Consider the following 14,985-nt stretch of genomic DNA (forward strand, 5'->3'; position numbering starts at 1 on the left):
CTGAAGAACATGAACCCCATCCAAGTTGGCGTGGTCATGGGTTCCAGCAGCGACTGGGACACCATGCAACACGCAGTTGCCATCCTCCAGCAATTCGGTATCGCTTTTGAAGCACAGGTCGTATCGGCCCACCGCATGCCGGACGACATGTTCCGCTTTGCCGAAGCCGCTGCCGACCGTGGCCTCAAGGCCATCATCGCCGGCGCCGGCGGTGCTGCCCACCTGCCCGGCATGATTGCCGCCAAGACCACCGTGCCCGTGCTGGGCGTGCCCGTGGCCAGCCGTCACCTGCAGGGTGTGGATTCGCTGCATTCCATCGTGCAGATGCCCAAGGGCGTGCCCGTGGCCACCTTTGCCATCGGCAATGCCGGTGCTGCCAATGCGGCCCTGTTTGCCGTGGCCCTGCTGGCCAACGAGGATGCCGAGCTGCGCAAAAAGCTCGAGGCCTTCCGCGCAGAGCAGACCGAAGCGGCCCGCAACATGACCCTGCCGGTGAACGCATGAGCGCCCGCGACACGCAAGTGATACTGCCGGGTGCGACGCTCGGCGTGCTGGGCGGCGGTCAGCTGGGCCGCATGTTTGCCCATGCCGCACAGGCCATGGGTTATTTCACCGCCGTGCTGGACAAGGACGAGACCAGCCCCGCTGGCCTGGTCAGCCATCAGCATGTGCGCACCGGCTATGAGGACGCCCAGGGCCTGGCCGAGCTGGCCCGACTCTGCGCGGCCGTGACCACCGAATTCGAAAACGTGCCCGCCGGCTCGCTGAACAAGCTGGCCGAGAGCCTGCCCGTATCGCCCGCCGGCTCGGCCGTGGCGATCGCCCAGGACCGCGCCGCCGAAAAAGCCCACTTCGTGAAGTGCGGCGTGCCCTGCGCCCCCTATGCCGTGATCGAGACGGCCGAGCAGTTGGCGGCCGTCAACGACGCGCTGCTGCCCGGCATCCTCAAGACCGCACGCATGGGCTATGACGGCAAGGGCCAGGTCCGCGTCAAGACCCGCGACGAGCTGATCAAGGCCTGGGACGAGCTCAAGCAGGTGGCCTGCGTGCTCGAAAAAATGCTGCCGCTGGCGCATGAGTGCTCGGTCATCGTGGCGCGCGGCCGCAATGGCGACATCGTCAACCTGCCCGTGCAGCGCAATCTGCATCGCGACGGCATTCTGGCCGTGACCGAGGTCTACGAAGGAAACGTGCCCGCAGCACAGGCAGAGCAAGCGATAGCCGCTGCGAAATCCGTAGCTATCGGCCTCGATTACGTGGGCGTGCTCTGCGTGGAATTCTTTGTGCTGGACAACGGCCAGCTGGTGGTCAACGAGATCGCCCCGCGTCCGCACAACAGCGGCCACTACAGCCAGAACGCAATGGATGTGTCGCAGTTCGAGCTGCAAGTGCGCTGCATGACCAATCTGCCCCTGGTGCAGCCGCGCCAGCACAGCGCCACCGTCATGCTCAACCTGCTGGGCGACCTGTGGTTCAAGGACGGCGACAGTGCACAGGCTCCGGCCTGGGATCAGATCCTGGCCCTGCCGGGTGCCCACCTGCATCTGTACGGCAAGGTCGATGCCAAGCCGGCCCGCAAGATGGGCCACTTGAACATCACCGCGGCCAGTCCCGAAAAAGCGCGTGAAACTGCTTTGAAGGCGGCCGAGATCCTCGGCATTGAAGCGTTCTGATAACACCCCCTGAGCGGCTTTGCCTAGGCGGCCCCGCCGCTTCCCCCTAGCCGGGCGCCCCTCTCTCGCTACGCGGGAGGGGGACGACGCCCTGAGCGTAAGGGGCGGCCCTTGCTCGGCGTCCTTCGCTGATGCTCTGCAAGCGCAAAAGCACCGCACATACGGCGGTGCAGTGCATGAAAGAGGAATTGAAATGATCTTGGATGGAACGCTGGAAGCCTCGGTGCAAGCCGCTGCTGCTGCGCTGCAGCAAGGCCGGCTGCTGGGCCTGCCCACCGAGACGGTCTACGGCCTGGCCGCGGACAGCGACAACGATGCGGCCGTGGCGCAGATCTTTGCCGCCAAGGGCCGCCCGGCCAACCATCCGCTGATCGTGCATGTGGCCGACGCGGCCGCCATCACGCGCTATGCCAAGGAAGTCCCGGTCTTTGCCCAGCAGCTGATCGACGCATTCTGGCCGGGGCCACTTACCTTGATCCTGCCGCGCCTGCCGCATGCAGCCAAGGCATCGACCGGCGGTCAGGACAGCGTGGGCCTGCGCTGCCCCTCCCACCCCGTGGCCCATGCGGTGCTCAAGGCCTGCCAGCAGCTCGATCCGCCGGTCTGGGGCGTCTCGGCCCCCAGCGCCAACAAGTTCGGCCGCGTCAGCCCCACCACGGCCGAGCATGTGGCCACCGAGTTTGGCGAGGAACTGCTGGTGCTCGATGGCGGCGCCTGCGAAGTGGGCATTGAATCGACCATCGTCGACTGCACGCGGGGCGTGCCCGTGCTGCTGCGCCCCGGCGCCGTTACGCGCGACGATATAGCGCGTGCCTGCGGCCTGCGACCGCTCTCGAAAGAAGAGCTGACTGCGGATACCCCGCGTGCTTCGGGAACGCTTTTGGCGCATTACGCGCCCAACGCCAAGGTGCGGCTCATGGATGCCAGGCAGCTGCAATCGGCGCTGGACATACTGGGCAAAGATGGCAGGAATATCGCCATCTATCACCGCAGCCCCCTCAATGTCACAACGACCCAGCTGCTGCTGCGCCGCATGTCCGACGAGCCGCGCGACGTGGCCCGCGAGCTGTTTGGCATGCTGCGCAATTTCGATGACTGGGGCGCCAAGCTGATCTGGATCGAAACCCCGCCCGACACTGCAGACTGGGAAGGCGTGCGCGACCGCCTGCAGCGTGCAGCGGCTGCGGGCTGAGCAGCCTCTTAGCTGATTTCCAAGTAAAGATACAAATTTTTATTCGTTTTCTTTATTAGACACCTTCTCTAACCTTGGTCGCTTCAAAGCAACTTCAAAGGTTAGAGCCATGGGAACCCGTCGCGACGCGCTTGGCAAGCTTCTGTCCATCAGTGCAGCATCCCTGGGCTTGGCGGCTTGCTCGCGCTCCGACAACCAGGCCAGCAGCGAAACGAGCCGCACGGCACAAAACGGCAAGGTCGTTCCCTTCAACTACCCCGACAACCCCTCTTTCGACCTGATCTATCTGGCCGACAGACTGGGCTACTTCGACGGTACCTCGACCCGCCCCAACTACGTGGGCAAGATTGCCGCCCCCCAGATCATTCCGCTGGTCGGCACGGGCGACATCCATTTCGGCTCGCGCATGGTGCCGCTGGTGATTTCGGCCATTGCGGCCGGGGCCGACATGAAGGTGATTGCCGCCGGCAGCAAGACGCTGCAGGAGGCGCCGCATATGAAGTACTTCGTGCGCAAGGATTCGGGCATCCGCACGCCCAGGGATCTGGAAGGCAAGACCATAGGCTTCAACAGCTTCGGCGCCTGCGCCGAATTTGTCTCCAAGACCTATTTCCGCGAGCACGGCGCCGATGTCAACAAGATCAACTTCCTGGTGGTTCCCGACAACCAGGGCGAGCAGGCCGTGATCGGCCGCAATGTGGATCTGGCCATCATCCACCCACCCCATTCAGGCGGTGCCGAAGCCAACCCCGAGCTGCAGCGCCTGTGGACCGACTACGACCTGGACCGCGGCCTGGGCGGCATGGCCCCCTACAGCGTCAACGGCAAGTTTGCGCGCGAGAACCCGCAGGCCGTGCGCGATGTGGTCACGGCCATCGCCAAGGCCGGCAACTGGGTCAATGCCAACACCGACGAAGCGCGCCGCTACACGGCCGAGCGCCTGGGCATGGAGCTCAAGCATGTGGAGCGCTATGCCTATGTGGACGACCAGATCATCACCGAGCCGCCCATCCAGTACTACATCGACGTGCTGGAGCGTGAAGGCAAGCTGCAGCCGGGCAAGGTGGCGGTCAAGGATGTGTACACCAACGAGTTCAACCCCTTTGCCAAGGGAGCGGCGACATGAGCGCGGCCCTCGACGACTCCAGCTCCGCCATCAAGATCCGGGCACGCGATGTGCGCATGGATTTCGCCATTGCCGACGAGCGCGGCCGCAAGCAGCAGATCGCCGCCCTGCAGGACTTCAATCTCGATATCCGTGAAGGCGAGTTCTTCACCCTCCTCGGACCCTCGGGCTGCGGCAAGTCCACGTTTCTCAATGTGCTGGCCGGGCTGGCGCGCAAGACCGGCGGCAGCATCAGCATCGACGGCCAGCCGGCCAGCGGCATCAACCGCGAGCAGGGCGTGGTGTTCCAGGGCTATGCGCTGTTTCCGTGGCGCACCGTGCTTCAGAACATCGAGGTCGGGCTGGAGATCCGCAAGATTCCCAAACGCGAGCGCCGGGAGACTGCCGAGCAGTTTTTGCACCTGGTGGGGCTGGCCGGCTTCGGCCAGCGCTACCCTCACGAACTCTCGGGCGGCATGCGTCAGCGCGTGGCCATCGCCCGCTCCCTGGCCTATTCGCCCAGCCTGCTGCTGATGGACGAACCGTTTGCCGCCCTGGATGCCCAGACACGCGAAATACTGCAGTCCGAGCTGCTGCGCATCTGGGAGCAGCACAAGACCACCATCGTCTTCATCACTCACAGCCTCGATGAAGCCATCTATCTGTCGGACCGCATCGCCGTCATGACGCACCGACCCGGTCGCATCAAATCCGTTCTGGACATAGCGCTGCCGCGCCCGCGCCCAGCCGAGATACGCCACGCCCCGGCCTTTGTGCAGCTGCGCGAACAGGCCTGGGATGTGCTGCGCGACGAAGTCGCCTTTGCCAGTGGCCACCGCCAGCAACCGCTGGCACCGCTGCTGCCCACCGCCCCTGATTTCAGCCTGGTCTTGCGAGGATTTGCCATATGAGCCAACTGGCCGCATCCCCATCCCGGCGCCCCGCCAAGCCGGTGTCGCTGCTTTCCTCCCGGCAACTCGGGCTCCAATGGCTGGAGCGCTCAGCCTGCGTGCTGCTGTTCTTTGCCATCTGGGAATTCCTGCCGCGCGCGGGACTGGTCAATTCGGCCTTTCTCAGCCCGCCATCCGCTGTTCTGGCGGCCATTGTCGAGCTGGCGCAGACCGGCCAGTTAGGCAAGCATGTGGCGGCCAGCCTGCAGCGCTCTCTGGCAGGGCTGATTCTGGCCATACTGGCAGGCGTGGCACTGGGCCTGCTGATGGGCGTGGTACGCCGCTTCGAGGCCTTTGTCGACCCCTTGCTGCAGCTGTTCCGTCAGGTTTCGGCCCTGGCCTTGTTTCCGGTCTTTCTGCTGTTCTTCGGCATCGGCGAGGCGTCCAAGATCGCCATCATCTTCTGGGCGGCCTTCTGGCCGGTGCTGCTCAACACCATCAGCGGCGTCAAGCAGGTAGAGAAGCTGCTGATTCATTCGGCGCTGTCCATGGGGGCCTCGCGCGGCTTCATCTTCTTCAAGGTCATCCTGCCGGCGGCGGCACCGTCCATCTTCACCGGCATCCGGCTGGCGGGCGCCTATTCGATCACCGCGCTGGTCGCCGCCGAGATGATCGGCTCGCATGCCGGCCTGGGCTTTCTCACGCTGAACTCTCAGGAGATCTTCCAGATCCCCAGCATGTATGCAGGCATCGTGCTGCTGGCCGTTCTGGGCCTGGCGCTCAACTATGGACTGGCCTTGCTCGAAAAGCGCCTGACGCGCTGGCGCAGCGGGCTGGAATTCCATGAGTAGGCCGGTGCAGTCCTGGCGGCGCCTGGCGATTGTCGGTACCGCGCTGGCGGCCGCTGCCGCCGGCGCTGGCGTGCTCTGGCCCGCCTTGCCGCAGCTCGGCGACATCGAGACTGCAGGCCCGGTGCTGCAGCAGGCCCGGCGCAATGGCGTGCTGCATGTGGCCCTGCGCAGCTATGCGCGCCCTGCCCTGCCCGGCGAAGCCTTGTCGCCAGAACCCGATGTCTACGACCAGGCCCTGGCGGACTGGCTGGGCCGGCAACTGGGCACCAGCGTCAAAATCAGCCCCGCAAGCGATGCAGACCTGGTGCTCGAAGGCGTGGCGCCGCGGGATGGCCCGACCGCTGCCGATCGACAGACCGGCGGCAGCTATATGCCGCAGAGCCTGCAACTGCTGGTGCTCAAGCAGCAGGCCTCCCTCTGGAGCCGCCATGCCCCCGGTCACTGGAGCTCCTGGCTGCCGCATGTGGCGCAGAAGGCCGCCCCCAGACCCACGGCCTGCGTCGCCACGGGTCAGGCCTCTGCCAACACCTTGCAGACCCAGGGCCTGCAGCCTCTTTTCGCGCCCTCCAGCATTCATGCAGTCAGCGATTTCCTGGCCGGCAAATGCCATGTTCTGGCCGAGTCGCCCGAGGTCATCACGCGCCTGCTGCAACAGGACAACTGGCGCTTCTACACCCGCCTCGGCAACCGCTTTCGCTCCACGGATCAGGCCCATATCCGTCTGGCCAAAGCCGATGCACAGTCCACCCGCTGGCTGCAGCACGCCGTCCAGCAGTGGCAGCGCAGCGGTCTGCAGCAACGCGCGCAGGACAACCGCGTCAGCACGATTGCTCTGGAAGCTTCCTTGCTGGAAGACGGAGCCATCTGCCACTGACCGTCCGCCTCTTTTCCGCTCTCTACCTTCTTGACCATGTTCTCCAGCCACTTCAACGATGTACTCGGCACCCTGGAAAAAACCGCCGTCGCACGCGACCGCCAGGGCGGCCATGCGGCAGCGGAAAAAGCCTTGCTGCGCGATGCCGGCCTGCTGCGCCTGGCGATTCCGCGCGAACATGGCGGCGATGCGCTGAACTGGCCCGACATCTACCGCCATGTGCGCGCCCTGGCCGCCGTCGACAGCGCCCTGGCCCATGTGCTGGCGTTTCACCAGCTCCAGGTCGCCACCGTGCTGATCTATGGCTCGCGCCAGCAGCAGCGCCTCTGGCTGCGCCGCACCATCGACGAGAACGGCTGGTGGGGCAATGCGCTGAACCCGCGCGACACGCGTCTGCAGGCCCTGCCCCGCAGCTCGGAGCTCGCCGGCGGCTATGTGCTCGACGGTCTGAAAGGCTTTTGCTCGGGCACGCGCGGCTCTCACTACCTGACGGTATCGGCCAGTGTGGCAGGCCATGCGCAGCCGGTTCTGGGCCTGCTTGAAACCGCCTCGCCCGGCATTGCCGTCAAGGATGACTGGAACCCCATGGGCCAGCGCCAGACCGACAGCGGCTCGGTTCAGTTCAATCGCGTCCAGCTTCCTGCCAGCGCCGTCATGCGCGACGAGAGCGCCGAGGTCACGGCCTTTCATACGCTGCGCAATTGCCTGGCGCAGCTGGTGCTGGTGAATCTGTTTGTCGGCGTGGCCCAGGGCGCTCGCCGGCAGGCACGCGACTATGCGCGCGAACATGGCCGGCCCTGGCTGGGCTCGGCGGTGGAGCGCGCCACCGACGATCCCTATCTGCTGCGTCGCATGGGCGAAATGCAGGCCCAGATTTCGGGGGCGGCCCTGATGGCCGACCACGGCGCAGATCTGCTGCAAAAAGCCTGGGAGCGCGGCCCTGGGCTGAGCGCGGCGGAACGCGCCGAGGTCGCCATCGCCGTCTTCGAAGCCAAGGTCATGGCGCATCGCTGCACCTTGTTCGCCACCCAGGAGATGTTCGATGTGGTGGGCTCGCGCGGCACCCATGCCGATCTCGGCTTCGACCGTTTCTGGCGCAATGTGCGCACCCATACCCTGCACGATCCGCTGGACTACAAGCTCCAGGCCCTGGGCCGCTGGGCCGTGCATGGCGAGGAGCCCTCGGCCCAGCACTACAACTGAAGCCGCAGCCAAAAAATCCGGGACCCGCCCGGATTTTTCGTGTAGGCCGCGCCGCCTCAGAAGCGGTAGCCTATGCCCACGGAGAACACATCGGGATTGAGTCTGACGCTGATGCTCTGGCCCGAAGACAGGTGGATCTTGGTCTTCAGAAAGCTCTTGGAGTAGGAGGCATCCACAAACCAGCGCTCGTTGAAGTTGTAGACAAAGCCCAGCTGCGCCAGCGCACCGAACTTGTCGTCGAGCTCGGCGGTGGTCGGATTCGCCTGGGTGCCCCCTGTCAGGCCGTTGAGCGTAGCCGTGGTCTTTTCGCCATAGAAATGAGCATAGGTCACACCGACGCCCAGATAGGGGCGGAACGCGGCCTTGGCCTCGTTGAAGCGGTACTGCAGCATCAGCGTCGCCGGTATCGCCTTGGTGCTGCCCAGCTTGCCCACGCCGGCAATCGAGCCGGCTCCCGACAGATCATGCTTGAAGGGCGTGGCCAGAGGCACGTCCAGCGCCAGATTGTCGGTCACCATATAGGTGATGCCGCCGCCCAGCTGGGTATTGCTGCCGGCGTCGACCTTGGTGTTGGGAAAGGATGGTGCCGACAGATTGCCGCTGCTCACATCGGGCGACAGATGGGTCACGCCGACACGCGCCATCCAGCTTCCGGCCGATTGGGCGCTGGCCAGACCGCAGGCCGCCAGCGCAGCAGCGGCTGCAATGATCCGCACAGAAATCTTCATGGTTTTGTCTCCTTGTTATTGAGGTGCGGACGGATTTACAACCAGCCCTTCTGGGCCAGAGAGCGAGAAACCAGCTGGCTCATTTGCTGATGGCCGTAAGGCGTGGGGTGGAAACTGTCAGCAAAGACATGGTGCTGCCACCAGTCAGGGCTGGATTTGCCGGGTGTGGCACTCAGGGCCGCTGCCGTGCAGGTAGGGAATGTGTAGCTGGGCAGGCCACTTTCGTCCACGCCAGTGATCGGGCAGACCGGGTCCTTCACGTTGTCGAAGTCGTACTGTGCCGGGTTGCTGATCTGGCTCTTGAACTCGGTGTAGAAATCGACCAGCACCACCTGGGTCTGGCCTGCCAGACTGGCAGCCAGCTGGTTGTTGAAGACCTGTACCAGGGCATCGAATGACGCTTCCTGCTTGGCGGCCGCAGCAGCCCCCTGATCCCCGCCGCCTGCGGCCTGGGCAATGCTGGCCAGGACCATCTGGAAGCGCGGTGTCTTGGTGATGGCAGGAACATTCAGCACGGCCACACGCGTGGCGCCCTTGGCGACCACATTCTGCGCAATGGAGCCGGCCAGAGTCTTGGCCAGGGTCTGCAGATAGGCACCCGCCGCCAGGCCGGCGAACTTGGAGGCATCGCCTCCGGCCTGTGTCATCAGGGCCGTGGACGTTCCCGCAGCCTTGGAATCCAGCCAGGCCACCATGGCGTTCAGCGGCTGCGAATTGCCCTTGGCTGCGGCAATCAGCGCCCCGATCACATCGGCGGCATCGTTGGCACCGCCATCGATCACGACGAGATCATCGGCGCTGAAGCCTGCCTTGGATGCGGCCTGGATCTGAACCAGTACCGACTTGGGCGATGTCGGCGCATCCAGCGGGTTCACGCGGCCACCACCCACGGCGTAGTTGGTGCAGGTGGCGACCTCCTGATAAGTCGTGAGATTCTCGTCACCGGCACGAAAGTGCGCGCACAAGCTCTGGCTGAACTGGTCGGCAATGCGCTCGGGCCAGATCATGGTCGAGCCAGCACCAGTGGGCGCCGAGCCCTGTACCGTGAACTTGAAACCGAAGGTACCGCTGTCCGCGAGGCTATCGCCCATGACCTTGACCGAGGTGACCTTGGCCTTGGGGGTGGTATCGGCCCCCCCTCCGCCGCCGCAGGCCGCCAGCAGGCCCACCGTTGCCATTGCAGCCGCCAAGAGTTTGAGTTTGCTTGCCAAGATGATGTTCTCCTGAGGTGTTGTGAATCGCACGGTCGTGCTTTTTTCCTCAGCGTCATCCTAGCGACACTCATCCCCGCGTTGTTATCGGGCAATTACCGATGGTCGGACAAAAATCCAACGCCCAATAAGCGGGTCATCAGGCTGTCACCCAACAAAAAAACCGGACCAGGGTCCGGTTTGTCGAGGCGGACAAAGGGCGGCGATGTAGCGGTGATGGAGCGCCGCCCCGGGCGGCTACTGGGCCGCCGTCCAGTCCACCAGTGCATCCCAGGCCGTGCGTGCCGCGGCCGCATTGGCATGGTTGGCCATGGCCACCAGCACATAGCGCTGGCCGCTGGCACCGTCGACATAGCCGGCCAACGCGGCCGAGTCGCGCAAACTACCGGTCTTGAGGTGGGCGGCGCCCACAAACCGGCTCTTGCTGCGCCGCAGCGTGCCGTCCACGCCGACAATGGGCATGGAGGAGACGAACTCGGGCATCACGGGCGAGACCCAGGCGTTCTGCAGCATCTGCCCAAGGCCGCTGGCCGTGATGCTGGCATTGCGGCTCAGGCCTGCGCCGTTGTCCACCACGGGCTGCTCGGCATTGCCCCAGCGCGCGGCCCACCACTGTGCCAGCGACTGGCGCGCGGAGTCGAAGCTGGCCACGCCGGTGCGCTGCATGCCCAGCGTGAGCAGCACATGCTGGGCCATGATGTTGTTGCTGTATTTGTTGATGTCGCGCACCACTTCGGACAGCGCCGGAGACTCCAGCTGGAAGGCCGGCTGCAGGCCCTGTGGCACGCTGCCGTCGCGCACGGCGCCGGTGAGCTTGCCGCCCAACTCGCGCCACATGCCTTCTATGGCCTTGGCCGCAAAGCGCTCGGGCTGCGCCGGTGCAATGGACCAGCTCTTGTCGCCGCAGCTTGCCGGATAGCTGCCGTTGAAGGCGATGCGCTGCGGATTGTTCATGTCCAGTTGCATCTTGCTGCGCCAGTCGCCGCAATCAGAAGTAGGAGCAGCTAGCGCAACTGTCTGCTGGTTTTCCATACCAAACATCGGTGGATCGTATTGAATACGAGCGACACCAGCTCCTGTATCAGGAGCAATATTCAGCGCCACGGCCTTGTAGTTGATCAGCAGCGCATCGGGCGAGGCGTTATAGGGCCGCCAGGGCTCGTTGTCGAATACCGCCGCATCATGCGTGGGCAGCTGAAAGGCGCTGCGGTCCAGCACGATATCGCCCACGATGACCTTGATGCCCATGCCTTGCAGGCGGCGCAGCATCAGCCACAGGCGCTCCAGCACCAGCTTGGGGTCGCCCTGACCCTGGATGTAGAGATTGCCGCGCAAGGCGCCATCGACCACCGGACCGCCCAGATAGACGGGCGTGCGCCAGACATAGGCCGGGCCCAGTTGGTCTAGCGCCGCATAGGTGGTGACCAGCTTCATGACCGAGGCCGGATTCATGGCCTGGTGCGTGCGCCAGGCCAGGCTCGGTGGCGATTTTCCATCCACATTCATCACCAGCAGCGATACGGCGTCGCGCGGAATCTTGGCGCGTTGCAGCGCCGCGTCCACGGCGGCGGGAATGCGGGTGTCGGCAGGCGGAGACTGCGCCAGCGAGGACTGGGCCAGCAGCGCCAGCAACGATGCGCCCAGCGCGCTCAGGGTCTTGCGAAGAAAGAAGGGGGTCTGCAGCATGGGGCCAGAGTCTACGCCGGGCTTCGCCCATGCCGGGCATTGGCAGCGCCCGCGGCAAGCTGGCAGCGGGCGTCCGATAATGCAGGGCTATGCTGCCGTCTGTTGCAGCCCAGTGCAGCCCGTATTGCGCTCCAGCCCGCCTGCGGCTGACGCCCCGCCGAACATGAATCTTCTCGCCATCGACACCAGTACCGATACCCTGTTTGTTGCCGTCCAGCGTGGCGATGCCATCTGGCAGCACAGCGGGCCTGGCGCGCAGCAGTCGTCGGCCCAGTTGCTGCCGGCGATACGCCAGCTCATGAAGGATGCGGGGCTGAGTTTCGCGCAGCTGGACGCCATTGCCTTCGGGCGCGGCCCCGGCTCCTTCACGGGCCTGCGCACGGCCTGCGCCATCACCCAGGGTCTGGCGTTTGCCGCCAAGGTTCCCGTGCTGCCCGTGGACTCGCTGCTCACCGTGGCCGAAGAGGCCCGTCATCTGCATGGCTGCACCGAGGTCGAGGCCGTGCTCGACGCGCGCATGCACGAGGTCTATCACGCAGCCTTTTGCTATGTGGACGGCCAGTGGATCGAGCCCGAGGACTTCGGCCTGTGCGCCCCCGAGGCTTTGCAGGCTGCAGCCGGCCATGCCGTGGCGGGCAATGCCCAGCCCGTCTACCCCGAGCTGCTGGCACCAGCCGCCCGCCATGTGCACGCCATGCCCACAGCCACGGCCATGCTGCGCCTGGCACCGGCACTGTTGGCAAAAGGCTGCGCGGTACCGGCCGAAGAGGCGCTGCCGCGCTATATCCGCGATAAAGTGGCAAAAACCACGGCCGAGCGCGAAGCCGAAAAGGCCGCCGCAGCCCTCACACCCGATGCAACCGGCATCGCCTCCCGATAAGCGCCCAATGACCTTGCCCAGCAGCTCCACACTCGCCGCCGACGCCAGCGCCCAGGACGCGGCATCCCTGGTGCATTTCGAGCCGCTGTCCGCGCTCTGGCTGGAAACCCTGCTCCCGATCGAGGAGCAGGCCTATGTCCATCCCTGGACGCGCGGCAACTTCCAGGATGCCATGGTGGCCGGCTACCAGATACAGCTGCTGGTCGATGCCGATCATCAGTTGCTGGGCTACTTTGTCGCCATGCAGGCGCTGGACGAGGTGCATCTGCTCAATATCACCGTCAACCCGGCCTGCCAGCGCCAGGGCTGGGCTCGCGTGCTGCTCGATGCGCTGGCTCTATGGTCACGGCAGCAGAATGCCCAGTGGATCTGGCTGGAAGTGCGCGAAAGCAATGCCCGCGCCCGTGAGGTCTATCTCAGGCACGGCTTTGCCGAAGTCGGCCTGCGCAAGAACTATTATCCCAACCCCAACGGCCCGCGCGAACATGCGGTGCTCATGAGTCTGAAACTATGGCCCTGAACCTGGATGCCCGCCAGCGGGCCATGCTGGAAGCCATGGGCATCACCGTCTGGCTGCCCGACCCCGTGGAACCAGCAGCAACTGCTGCTGTCGCTGCAGTCGCCGCCGCACCATCACCGGTCGCGGAGTCCGTCGCGGCACCGGCGATGCGCACGGCGCCGCCCGCCCCCGTAAGCCCGCCCGTGGCTCAGGCCGCTGCACCTGCGGCCGAGGCAGCGCCGGCACCGGTTCAACCGCCCGCCCAGACCGCCAGGCCCGCCAGCCCACCGCCCCAGAATCTGTCCGGTCACCGGGCGCACGAGCCTCGTCAGTTTGTGCAGCAACCCGCCGCAGGCCCGGCCGGCGAGCCAGGCCTCGGCTGGACCATCAGTCCCGCCCAGCTGGTCTACCCCCATGCGCCGCAGCATGTGCACAGCGCCGAGCAAGGCGGCTGGCTGATCCTGCTGGAGCCTGCCGCCAACCCGCCTCTGCTGAGCCCGGCGCAAAGGCCTGCGGCCGACAGCGCCCAGACGGCGCTGCAGGGCGATGCCGCCAAGCTGCTGGACAATATGCTGCGTGCCCTCGGACTGCAGGAAAAACCGCGTGTCTTCAGCGCCGCCCTGCACCGCGCGCCACCCGATGCCGATCTCAGCCATGCCCAGGCGCTGCAACCCGCCCTGGAGACTCTGCTGCGCGAGCTGCGCCCGGACTGCGTGCTGGTTCTGGGCCTGGCCAGTGCACGCGCCGTGCTGGGCCGCCATGACGCGCTGGGCCGGCTGCGGGCCGAGCCGCACCACATTGCGGGCGTGCCCACGGTGGTGACCTACGACCCCAACTATCTGCTGCGTGCGCCGCAGGCCAAGGCCGGTGCCTGGGCCGATCTGGTGCAGGCCGACGCGTTTACCAAGGGGCTGTGACAGGCGGGCGACAAGCCCCGCTTACCCACTTGCCCAACTATGCCGCACGCGACATGCTGCAGTGCAACGTAGCATAATCACTGGCTTCGAATTACTGAAAGACATCCGTGGAAACCTACCCTAGTTGGTAGCTTTCAGCTCCCGGTACAGACTGTGGGGGTTGAAAGCGCCCTGATCCCTGCAGAACCTCAAGAACAACCGGGAGTGAGCTGATGCTCAACATCTTTACGCTAGCCAATGGTCGACTCGTTCAGGAAGAAATCGAGTCCCTGGCAGACCTGGAACGCTTTCGCCCCGTCTGGGTCGATCTGGAATCGCCAACCCTCGAAGAAAAGCGCTGGATCAAGCAGCACTATGAACTGTCCATCCCTGAGGATGCGATGGACGACGACATCGAGGAATCGGCGCGTTTTTACGAAGAAGACAACGGCGAGCTGCATATCCGCAGCGACTTTCTGATCGACGACGACGAAGACCCCCGCTCGGTGCGCGTGGCCTTCATCGTCAACCAGCACAACGCAGCGCTGCGCAGCCATGGCGTGCTGTTCTCCATCCACGACGAGGATGTGCCTGTCTTTCGCCTGCTGCGCATGCGAGCGCGCCGTGCGCCCGGCTTGATCGACGATGCCAAGGACGTTCTGCTCAAGCTGTTTGACGCCGATGCCGAGTACTCTGCCGACACGCTGGAGCGCATTTACGACGACCTGGAAAAAGCCAGCAAGATGGTGCTGTCCGGCGATGTGACCGACGAGATGGCCAAGGAAGTGCTGGGTGCCATTGCCCGCCAGGAAGACTTGAACGGCCGCATCCGCCGCAACGTCATGGACACGCGCCGCGCCGTGAGCTTTCTGATGCGCTCCAAGATGCTCAACGCCGAGCAGTTCGAGGAGGCACGCCAGATTCTGCGCGACATCGAGTCGCTGGACAGTCACACGGCTTTTCTGTTCGACAAGATCAACTTCCTGATGGACGCCACGGTCGGCTTCATCAACATCAATCAGAACAAGATCATCAAGATCTTCTCGGTGGCCAGCGTGGCTCTGCTGCCGCCCACGCTGATTGCCAGCGTCTACGGCATGAACTTCAGGTTCATGCCCGAGCTGGAGTGGGAATTCGGCTACGGCTACGTGATCGCCCTGATGATTCTGAGCGCCGTCGGCCCCATGCTGTACTTCCGCAAACGCGGCTGGCTGAAATAACACATGCCCGGCACAACTGGTCGCTCACACATCGACACAGGCAAGCGCCCTCTCCTTGAAACAGCAGAGCGCGCTTG

15 protein-coding genes are annotated in these 14,985 nt (G+C 64.9%); 12 read left to right on the forward strand and 3 right to left on the reverse strand.

Annotated features, from left to right (window positions below):
* Positions 1-9: 9 nt before the first annotated feature.
* From purE to ACWGXF_RS03590, 8 genes are all read left to right on the forward strand, one after another.
* Entirely contained in the window at positions 10-504 is a 495-nt protein-coding gene (gene purE / locus ACWGXF_RS03555; RefSeq protein ID WP_003072555.1) for a 5-(carboxyamino)imidazole ribonucleotide mutase, read from the forward strand.
* Entirely contained in the window at positions 501-1,673 is a 1,173-nt protein-coding gene (locus tag ACWGXF_RS03560; protein ID WP_054074341.1) for a 5-(carboxyamino)imidazole ribonucleotide synthase, read from the forward strand. The genes purE and ACWGXF_RS03560 overlap by 4 nt, the downstream gene beginning before the upstream one ends.
* A gap of 193 nt (positions 1,674-1,866) precedes the next feature.
* Positions 1,867-2,865, forward strand: a complete 999-nt coding sequence (locus tag ACWGXF_RS03565; protein ID WP_039050284.1) for an L-threonylcarbamoyladenylate synthase — start codon at positions 1,867-1,869, stop codon at positions 2,863-2,865.
* Between the two features lie 109 nt (positions 2,866-2,974).
* A complete protein-coding gene (locus ACWGXF_RS03570; RefSeq protein WP_012840209.1) occupies positions 2,975-3,991 on the forward strand; it encodes an ABC transporter substrate-binding protein in 1,017 nt (338 codons plus the stop codon).
* On the forward strand, positions 3,988-4,881 hold the full coding sequence (locus ACWGXF_RS03575; protein ID WP_054074340.1) for an ABC transporter ATP-binding protein: 894 nt from the start codon (positions 3,988-3,990) through the stop codon (positions 4,879-4,881). Before ACWGXF_RS03570 ends, ACWGXF_RS03575 begins: the two co-directional genes overlap by 4 nt.
* On the forward strand, positions 4,878-5,711 hold the full coding sequence (locus ACWGXF_RS03580) for an ABC transporter permease (RefSeq protein ID WP_054074339.1): 834 nt from the start codon (positions 4,878-4,880) through the stop codon (positions 5,709-5,711). Before ACWGXF_RS03575 ends, ACWGXF_RS03580 begins: the two co-directional genes overlap by 4 nt.
* Positions 5,704-6,585 carry a hypothetical protein gene (locus ACWGXF_RS03585; protein WP_054074338.1) on the forward strand — a complete coding sequence of 294 codons (882 nt, stop codon included), beginning with the start codon at positions 5,704-5,706 and terminating at the stop codon, positions 6,583-6,585. The genes ACWGXF_RS03580 and ACWGXF_RS03585 overlap by 8 nt, the downstream gene beginning before the upstream one ends.
* Positions 6,586-6,621: 36 nt before the next feature.
* On the forward strand, positions 6,622-7,788 hold the full coding sequence (locus ACWGXF_RS03590) for an acyl-CoA dehydrogenase family protein (RefSeq protein WP_256629076.1): 1,167 nt from the start codon (positions 6,622-6,624) through the stop codon (positions 7,786-7,788).
* 56 nt (positions 7,789-7,844) lie between these two features.
* On the opposite strand, the gene ACWGXF_RS03595 is transcribed toward ACWGXF_RS03590, so the two are convergent.
* The 3 genes from ACWGXF_RS03595 to dacB all read right to left on the reverse strand — a co-directional run bounded on the left by ACWGXF_RS03595 (position 7,845) and on the right by dacB (position 11,413).
* Entirely contained in the window at positions 7,845-8,516 is a 672-nt protein-coding gene (locus tag ACWGXF_RS03595) for an OmpW/AlkL family protein (RefSeq protein WP_004340371.1), read from the reverse strand.
* A 35-nt stretch (positions 8,517-8,551) separates the two neighbouring features.
* Positions 8,552-9,727, reverse strand: coding sequence for an SGNH/GDSL hydrolase family protein (locus ACWGXF_RS03600; protein WP_012840214.1), 1,176 nt, complete (start codon positions 9,725-9,727; stop codon positions 8,552-8,554).
* Positions 9,728-9,964: 237 nt separating this feature from the next.
* Positions 9,965-11,413 (reverse strand): D-alanyl-D-alanine carboxypeptidase/D-alanyl-D-alanine endopeptidase, encoded by a 1,449-nt coding sequence (dacB, locus tag ACWGXF_RS03605; protein ID WP_452101687.1) that lies wholly within the window; start codon positions 11,411-11,413, stop codon positions 9,965-9,967.
* 163 nt (positions 11,414-11,576) lie between these two features.
* On the opposite strand from dacB, the gene tsaB reads away from it, so the two are divergent.
* From tsaB to corA, 4 genes are all read left to right on the forward strand, one after another.
* Positions 11,577-12,293 (forward strand): tRNA (adenosine(37)-N6)-threonylcarbamoyltransferase complex dimerization subunit type 1 TsaB, encoded by a 717-nt coding sequence (gene tsaB, locus ACWGXF_RS03610; RefSeq protein ID WP_034394625.1) that lies wholly within the window; start codon positions 11,577-11,579, stop codon positions 12,291-12,293.
* 7 nt (positions 12,294-12,300) lie between these two features.
* Positions 12,301-12,813, forward strand: a complete 513-nt coding sequence (gene rimI / locus ACWGXF_RS03615; protein ID WP_452101688.1) for a ribosomal protein S18-alanine N-acetyltransferase — start codon at positions 12,301-12,303, stop codon at positions 12,811-12,813.
* Positions 12,804-13,709 (forward strand): uracil-DNA glycosylase family protein, encoded by a 906-nt coding sequence (locus tag ACWGXF_RS03620; RefSeq protein WP_012840218.1) that lies wholly within the window; start codon positions 12,804-12,806, stop codon positions 13,707-13,709. Before rimI ends, ACWGXF_RS03620 begins: the two co-directional genes overlap by 10 nt.
* Positions 13,710-13,921: 212 nt before the next feature.
* Positions 13,922-14,908, forward strand: a complete 987-nt coding sequence (gene corA, locus ACWGXF_RS03625; protein WP_054074335.1) for a magnesium/cobalt transporter CorA — start codon at positions 13,922-13,924, stop codon at positions 14,906-14,908.
* The last annotated feature ends 77 nt before the right edge of the window (positions 14,909-14,985 follow it).

It is taken from the genome of Comamonas sp. HJ-2 (genome assembly GCF_053615495.1).

Excerpts from the sequence above, each read along its gene's own strand:
- purE (WP_003072555.1), top strand. The coding sequence starts at position 10 with ATGAACCCCATCCAAGTTGGCGTGGTCATGGGTTCCAGCAGCGACTGG.
- ACWGXF_RS03560 (WP_054074341.1), top strand. The coding sequence starts at position 501 with ATGAGCGCCCGCGACACGCAAGTGATACTGCCGGGTGCGACGCTCGGC.
- ACWGXF_RS03565 (WP_039050284.1), top strand. The coding sequence starts at position 1,867 with ATGATCTTGGATGGAACGCTGGAAGCCTCGGTGCAAGCCGCTGCTGCT.
- ACWGXF_RS03570 (WP_012840209.1), top strand. The coding sequence starts at position 2,975 with ATGGGAACCCGTCGCGACGCGCTTGGCAAGCTTCTGTCCATCAGTGCA.
- ACWGXF_RS03575 (WP_054074340.1), top strand. The coding sequence starts at position 3,988 with ATGAGCGCGGCCCTCGACGACTCCAGCTCCGCCATCAAGATCCGGGCA.
- ACWGXF_RS03580 (WP_054074339.1), top strand. The coding sequence starts at position 4,878 with ATGAGCCAACTGGCCGCATCCCCATCCCGGCGCCCCGCCAAGCCGGTG.
- ACWGXF_RS03585 (WP_054074338.1), top strand. The coding sequence starts at position 5,704 with ATGAGTAGGCCGGTGCAGTCCTGGCGGCGCCTGGCGATTGTCGGTACC.
- ACWGXF_RS03590 (WP_256629076.1), top strand. The coding sequence starts at position 6,622 with ATGTTCTCCAGCCACTTCAACGATGTACTCGGCACCCTGGAAAAAACC.
- ACWGXF_RS03595 (WP_004340371.1), bottom strand. The coding sequence starts at position 8,516 with ATGAAGATTTCTGTGCGGATCATTGCAGCCGCTGCTGCGCTGGCGGCC.
- dacB (WP_452101687.1), bottom strand. The coding sequence starts at position 11,413 with ATGCTGCAGACCCCCTTCTTTCTTCGCAAGACCCTGAGCGCGCTGGGC.
- tsaB (WP_034394625.1), top strand. The coding sequence starts at position 11,577 with ATGAATCTTCTCGCCATCGACACCAGTACCGATACCCTGTTTGTTGCC.
- rimI (WP_452101688.1), top strand. The coding sequence starts at position 12,301 with ATGACCTTGCCCAGCAGCTCCACACTCGCCGCCGACGCCAGCGCCCAG.
- ACWGXF_RS03620 (WP_012840218.1), top strand. The coding sequence starts at position 12,804 with ATGGCCCTGAACCTGGATGCCCGCCAGCGGGCCATGCTGGAAGCCATG.
- corA (WP_054074335.1), top strand. The coding sequence starts at position 13,922 with ATGCTCAACATCTTTACGCTAGCCAATGGTCGACTCGTTCAGGAAGAA.